The sequence below is a fragment of the Nocardia farcinica genome, from assembly GCF_029867845.1.
In the GTDB taxonomy this organism is placed as follows: domain Bacteria; phylum Actinomycetota; class Actinomycetes; order Mycobacteriales; family Mycobacteriaceae; genus Nocardia; species Nocardia farcinica_A.
The window spans coordinates 1-5,672 of record NZ_JARWRU010000638.1 but is presented as its reverse complement, the minus strand read 5'-3'; the positions used below and the strand labels follow the sequence as shown (position 1 = coordinate 5,672).

Annotated in this window: 2 protein-coding genes and 2 pseudogenes; 1 reads left to right on the top strand and 3 read right to left on the bottom strand. The window is 71.3% G+C overall.

Going from position 1 to position 5,672, the window contains the following annotated elements:
- A pseudogene (locus QH283_RS14130) lies at window positions 1-641 on the top strand (hypothetical protein); the annotation flags it as partial.
- Window positions 642-1,328: 687 nt separating this feature from the next.
- Here QH283_RS14130 and QH283_RS14125 read toward each other — a convergent pair.
- The 3 genes and pseudogenes from QH283_RS14125 to QH283_RS14115 form a co-directional block, all read right to left on the bottom strand.
- Window positions 1,329-2,567, bottom strand: a pseudogene (locus tag QH283_RS14125) (YibE/F family protein); the annotation flags it as partial.
- Window positions 2,568-2,984: 417 nt separating this feature from the next.
- Window positions 2,985-4,238: a pyridoxal phosphate-dependent aminotransferase gene (locus QH283_RS14120; protein ID WP_280503460.1), complete on the bottom strand. Its 1,254-nt coding sequence runs from the start codon at window positions 4,236-4,238 to the stop codon at window positions 2,985-2,987.
- A 51-nt stretch (window positions 4,239-4,289) separates the two neighbouring features.
- Window positions 4,290-5,306 carry an XRE family transcriptional regulator gene (locus QH283_RS14115; RefSeq protein ID WP_280503459.1) on the bottom strand — a complete coding sequence of 339 codons (1,017 nt, stop codon included), beginning with the start codon at window positions 5,304-5,306 and terminating at the stop codon, window positions 4,290-4,292.
- Window positions 5,307-5,672: the final 366 nt, after the last annotated feature.

Sequence of the window (5,672 nt, the reverse complement as noted above, 5' to 3'; positions counted from 1 at the left end):
GGTGGGGGGGGCGGCCCTCGCCCCCCCAAACCCCCCCCCGGGCCCCGGGGGGGGGGGGGGGGGGGGGGCGCCGCCCCCGGGGGCCCCCCGCCCCCGCCCCCGCCGGGGACACCCCGGCCACCCGCTCCGCCACCGCGCCCTCGGGCGCCGCCGGGCCGGGAGCCAACGGCCAGGTGGGCGGATTCGACGAGGAGCTGTCGCCCGCGTGGCTGGCCTCCGGCGCGAAGAAGCGCGGCCAGGCCGTGACGGACTGGATGGCCGCCGCCACCTCGAGCGAACGCAAACCCGAGATCAACGGCGCGGTGCTCACGGTGAGCGCGCTGGTGGTGGTCGCCGCCATCGGCCTCGGACTCGGTTACGGCCCACAGGTTCTCGAACGCGACCGCAGCAGCGACGAGGTCACCTCGGTCCCGACCACCACCCCGGCCCGCACCACCACGCTGGAACCGCAGATCGCGGTGGCGCCGGAGACCACCGAGGTCAAGGAGTCGATCGCGGTGGCGCCGCCGCGCCCGACCTCCGAGGAGCCGCCGCCGCCCACGCCGGGTCCCAACACCTTCACGGTGCCCGGTCTGCCGCCGATCGTGCTGCCGACCATCCCCCCGGAGGTCCTCCCGCCGTTGCCGGGCGCCCAGCGCTGACAGGCCTCAGCGCCGGGTGTACCCGTCGTCGGGATCGACTGTGCCCCAGCCGGGTCCGTACGGGTCCTGCCCGTGCCGATCCTGGCCGTAGCCGGGGTAGGGGTCCTGTTCGTGGGCGGTCTGTTCGCCGAACCAGCCCGGCTCCGCACCGGGCTGCCCGCCCCGCGGCGGCCGGTTCACCACCGGCCTGCTGTCGGCCTGCCACGCGCCCGCGGGCCGGCTGGTGTCCCGGGGGACCCGGCCGCTCTCGGTAGGCCGCGCCTCGTCGAACCACCCGCCGGAGGTCGCCGGACCGGCCGGATCGGCCGCGCCGAACCATTCCCCGGACGGATGAATGCCCGCCGCGCCCGGCCGTCCCCCTCCGGCGCGGGCCTCGGGACCACCGAACTCCCGCCCACCGTCCCCGCGCCCGGAATCGGCGAACCCGGCCCGGCCGGAATCGGGTGCGGCCCCGCCCTTCTCGATCTCCCGCGGGTCGGACGGCCGCCGCGACGGCCCGCCGCGACCGACGGGACCGCTCCCCGGCGCCCGCTCACCCGCGCGGCGAACGGCGCCTCGCTCCGCACCGGGACCGGCCGCACCGGGACCGCGCTTCCCCGCGCCGCCCGGGGCCCGACGCCGCGCCGCCCGCCCCTCGTTCGCGACAGCAGCCCCGCCCGGTCCCGAATCGCCGAGCGCCGCCACCGCCTTCGCCTTGCCCGCCCCGAACGGCCGCGCGAGCATGACCGCGATCCCGGTGGTCAGCGGCACCGAGAGGGTGAGCGCGATACCGCCGACGGCCGAGCGGGCGATCTCGATCGCCACCGCGTCACCGACGAGCACGTCGCGGATCGAGCGTCCCGCCACGCTGAACAACAGCAGCAACGGAAGCGCGCCGCCCGCGTAGGCGAGGACGAGGGTGTAGACGGTGCTGGCGATGTGGTCGCGGCCCACCCGCATGGCGGCGGCGAAGATCTCGCGGCGTGAGGCCTGCTCGTCGAGCGCGGCCAGTTCGAAGGCGGCCGAGGCCTGGGTGATGGTGACGTCGTTGAGCACGCCGAGGGAGCCGATGATGAAGCCGGCCAGCAACAGTCCGGTGATGGAGACGTGTTCGATGTAGGTGGCGACGTTGGTGTTCTGTTCCTCCGACAGGCCGGTCAGGCGGGTCATCTCGATCGCCACCCAGCTCAGCACCGCCGCGACGACCATCGAGGTCAGGGTGCCGAGCAGCGCCGAGGAGGTGCGCAGGTTCACCCCGTGCGCGAGATAGAGCACCGCGTAGAGGATCAGCGATCCCGAGACCAGCGCCACCGGGATGGCCGGCTTGCCGTCGAGCAACGCGGGCAGCAGGAACATCACCAGCACGCCGAAGGCGAAACCGAGCCCGAGCAGCGCCCGCACGCCACGCCAGCGCGCGACCACGATGACCACGAGGAAGAACACGGCCGCGATCAGGGCCAGCGGGAAGCCGCGCGCGTAGTCGTCGAAGGAGTACATCGGCGTGCCGTACGGGTCGGTCTGGCGCACGATGCGGATCTCGTCGCCCGCGACCAGGGAGGGCTGGCCGGGGCCCGGCGAGATCTCGAGCAGTGTGCGGTTGCCCGCGTGCGGACCGGACTCGATGTCGATGAGGATGCGCTCGCACTCGTAGCTGGTGTTGCGCGGCGCTTCGGGACTGTCGGCGAAGACCCGGCCGATGGAGGGGCTGCCGCAGGGGCCGACGTCGGCGACGACCACGGTGCCCGCCTCGGTCTCCACCGCGCCGCCGCCCGCGGTCTGCATGGGCAGCGGGATCTCGATGTTCTGCCGTTCCGGCCAGAGCACCGCGGTCGCGATCAGGGTGATCGCGCCGATGACGGTGAGCAGTCCGATCACGACCCGGGTCGCGGTCGCGCCGATCGCGATCGGTCCTGAGTGGTCGTGATGGTGATGGTGGTGGTCGCTCACCGGGCTCCTGTCCGTCCTGTCCCGGTTGCCGTCACCGGACACGGGAGACGGCGGCGACCGGGAAGCTACGCGCAGCGAGCTTAGAGGATGGGCGGGGCGCGGCGGGCATTCCCGGAGCACGGGCGATCGGCGGCGCGGATGCTGGGAAGGAGATCGGGAAGGGGGCGGCGGAGAGCAGGGGGATGTCTCCGCCGCCCGCAGGGTCGGCGGCCCAGGGGGGTAGGCGGCCGGAACCCGAGGTCAGGTTGCCCAGGGGGGGTAGGCAACGTGACCGGGCACTCGATGTGCCGAGAGCCACTGTACACAAACCCTCATGTTTTGCGCTAGCCGATCTTCAAAAATCGGCTATATCCGAACACAGAGTCTGTTTTGGGGCCTCAATCGGGGCGATTTTGCGGCGAACACCCCTCATGATCGTTACTGTCGGTAACTGGCCAGGAAGTTGCCGAACCGCTCGATGGCCACTGCCAGGTCGCGCGCCCACGGCAGCGTGACGATGCGCAGATGGTCGTGGTGCGGCCAGTTGAACCCGGTGCCCTGCACCATGAGGATCTTCTCCTGCAACAGCAGATCCAGCACCAGCTTCTGGTCGTCGTGGATCTCGTAGACGTTCGGGTCGAGCCGCGGGAAGGCGTAGAGCGCGCCCTTGGGCTTGACGCACGAGACGCCGGGGATCATGTTCAGCCGCTCCCAGGCGACATCGCGCTGCTCGAGCAACCGGCCGCCGGGCAGGATGAGGTCCTCGATGCTCTGGTAACCGCCGAGCGCCACCTGGATGGCGTGCTGGGCGGGCACGTTCGGGCACAACCGCGAGCTCGCCAGCAGGTCGATGCCCTCGATGAAGCCGCGCGCGTGCTCCTTCGGGCCGGTGATGACCATCCAGCCCGAGCGGTAGCCCGCCACCCGGTAGGCCTTGGACAGGCCGTTGTAGGTCAGGCACAGCAGGTCGGGCGCGAGGCTCGCCAGCGAGATGTGCTTGGCGTCGTCGTAGAGGATCTTGTCGTAGATCTCGTCGGCGAGCAGCAGCAGCTGGTATTTACGCGCCAGGTCGACGATCTGCTGGAGCACCTCCGCCGAGTACACCGCACCCGTCGGATTGTTCGGGTTGATGACAAGCAGCGCCTTGGTCTTGTCGGTGATCTTCGACTCGATGTCTGCGATGTCGGGCTGCCAGCCGTTGGCCTCGTCGCACAGATAGTGCACCGGAGTGCCGCCCGCCAGGCTGGTCATGGCCGTCCACAACGGGTAGTCCGGGGCCGGGATCAGCACCTCGTCACCGTTGTCCAGCAGCGCCTGCATGGTCATGGTGATCAGCTCGGAGACGCCGTTGCCCAGGTAGACGTCGTCGACGTCCACCTGGGGGAAACCGGGGACCAGCTCGTAGCGGGTGACGATGGCCCGCCGCGCGGACTGGATGCCCTTGGACTCCGAGTACCCCTGCGCGTGCGGCAGGGCCGCGATCATGTCGCGCATGATCACATCGGGGGCGTCGAACCCGAACGGGGCGGGGTTGCCGATGTTGAGCTTGAGGATGCGATGCCCCTCCGCCTCCAGCCGTGCCGCGTGCGCGAGTACCGGTCCACGGATTTCGTAGACGACGTTCTGCAGCTTGGTGGACTGCTCGAGCACACGAGGCGGGCGATGCGGTAGTTGAGGGCTCACCTGTCCCATGGTGCCACCACCGGCAAACCGATTATTTGCCGCGTCGGTCGCCGCCGGGATTCACGCGCCGATCGAGTGGCTGCCCGCCGAGATGCCCTTCGCCGAGGGCGCCGCACAGAACTCCTCGATGCGTTCGTCGAGCTCACGGGCTCGCGCCGAGCCGCGATAGCGCGGCGAGGAGATCCGCCGCCGCACCCCGGCCAGGCGCTCGGGCAACTGGGCGATGCGGCGGTCCTGGTCGAGCACGAGCACCGGGGCCAGCACCTCGGCCGCGCCGTCGAGGCTGCCGTTGATCAGATGCGCGGCCGCGTTGTCGACCCGGCTCAGCGCCTCCGCGCCGTAGGAGCGCTTCTCCTGTGGCCCGCTGGCGTACAGCTCGATCGCCCGGCTGGTGGCGGCCAGCGCCTGCTCGGCCTGACCGAGGTGGATGTAGGTGGTGCCCGCGTAGTACTGGGCCTTGGCGTCGGGGAAGCCGAACACCCCGCCGATCTCGTCGTGCAGGTCGTCGGCGGCCCCGCGCGTGCCCGCCTCCTCCGCGGCCCGCCCGCACCGGACGGTCACGGCGGTGTCGCCGAGGGTCGCCCACATCCTGGCCTCGATGTTGAACAACCGCACCCGGGCGGTCGCCGACTCGGCGTACTCCTGACCGCTCTGGGCGAGCAGCACCGCCCGGCGCGGACGTTGGGAACGGCACTCGATCAGCGCGTGCATGCCGCGCGTCCAGGCCCGCAGGGCGTTGTGGTCGCACAGCTCGGCGTAGGCCCATGCGGCCCTGACCTGCTCGGCGGCGGCGTCGAGGTAGCCGAGGTCGGTGCTGGCGTTGGCGAGCAGACCGGTCAGCGTGCCCGCCAACAGGTACAGATGCCTGGTGTCGGCGGGACGCTGATGCCCCTCGAGCAACCGGTACACGCGGCGGCGCACGCGCAGCATCTCGACGGTCATCGGCACCGGCGGCTCGTGCACGTAGTCGTTGGCGATCCGCACGACATCCGCGTCGAGCTGCTCCAACGTGTTGGCACCGACATTGGTGCTCTCGGCCCGGCCGACGTGATCGCTGGCCTCGTGGGCAGCCGCCATGATGAGATCCCTCTCCGAAATCGACGCCAACGCAGCGCTTCTGATCGCACCGGAGCCGATGAGGGCCAGCAGATCCGCGTCGCTCGCTCTACCCGACGGCCCGGCCTGAGCCGTCCCCGTGTCGGCCGCGATCCCCGCATCGAGCAACGGCTGGTCGATGAGGGCCGCGAACCGCGCCCGCACAACTTCGTCGGACCTGGCCAGGGATGTGTCCAGGGCTGCCTGGTTGACCGGACGCGGATGCACCCGGCTGCCCCCCGCCTCCCATTTGGATACGAGCCTTTCGTGCACACCGAGATGTGCGGCGAATTCCCGAATGCTCATCCGCTTGGCATCGCGTCGCCCGCCTCGTCCACCGCCTCGCCT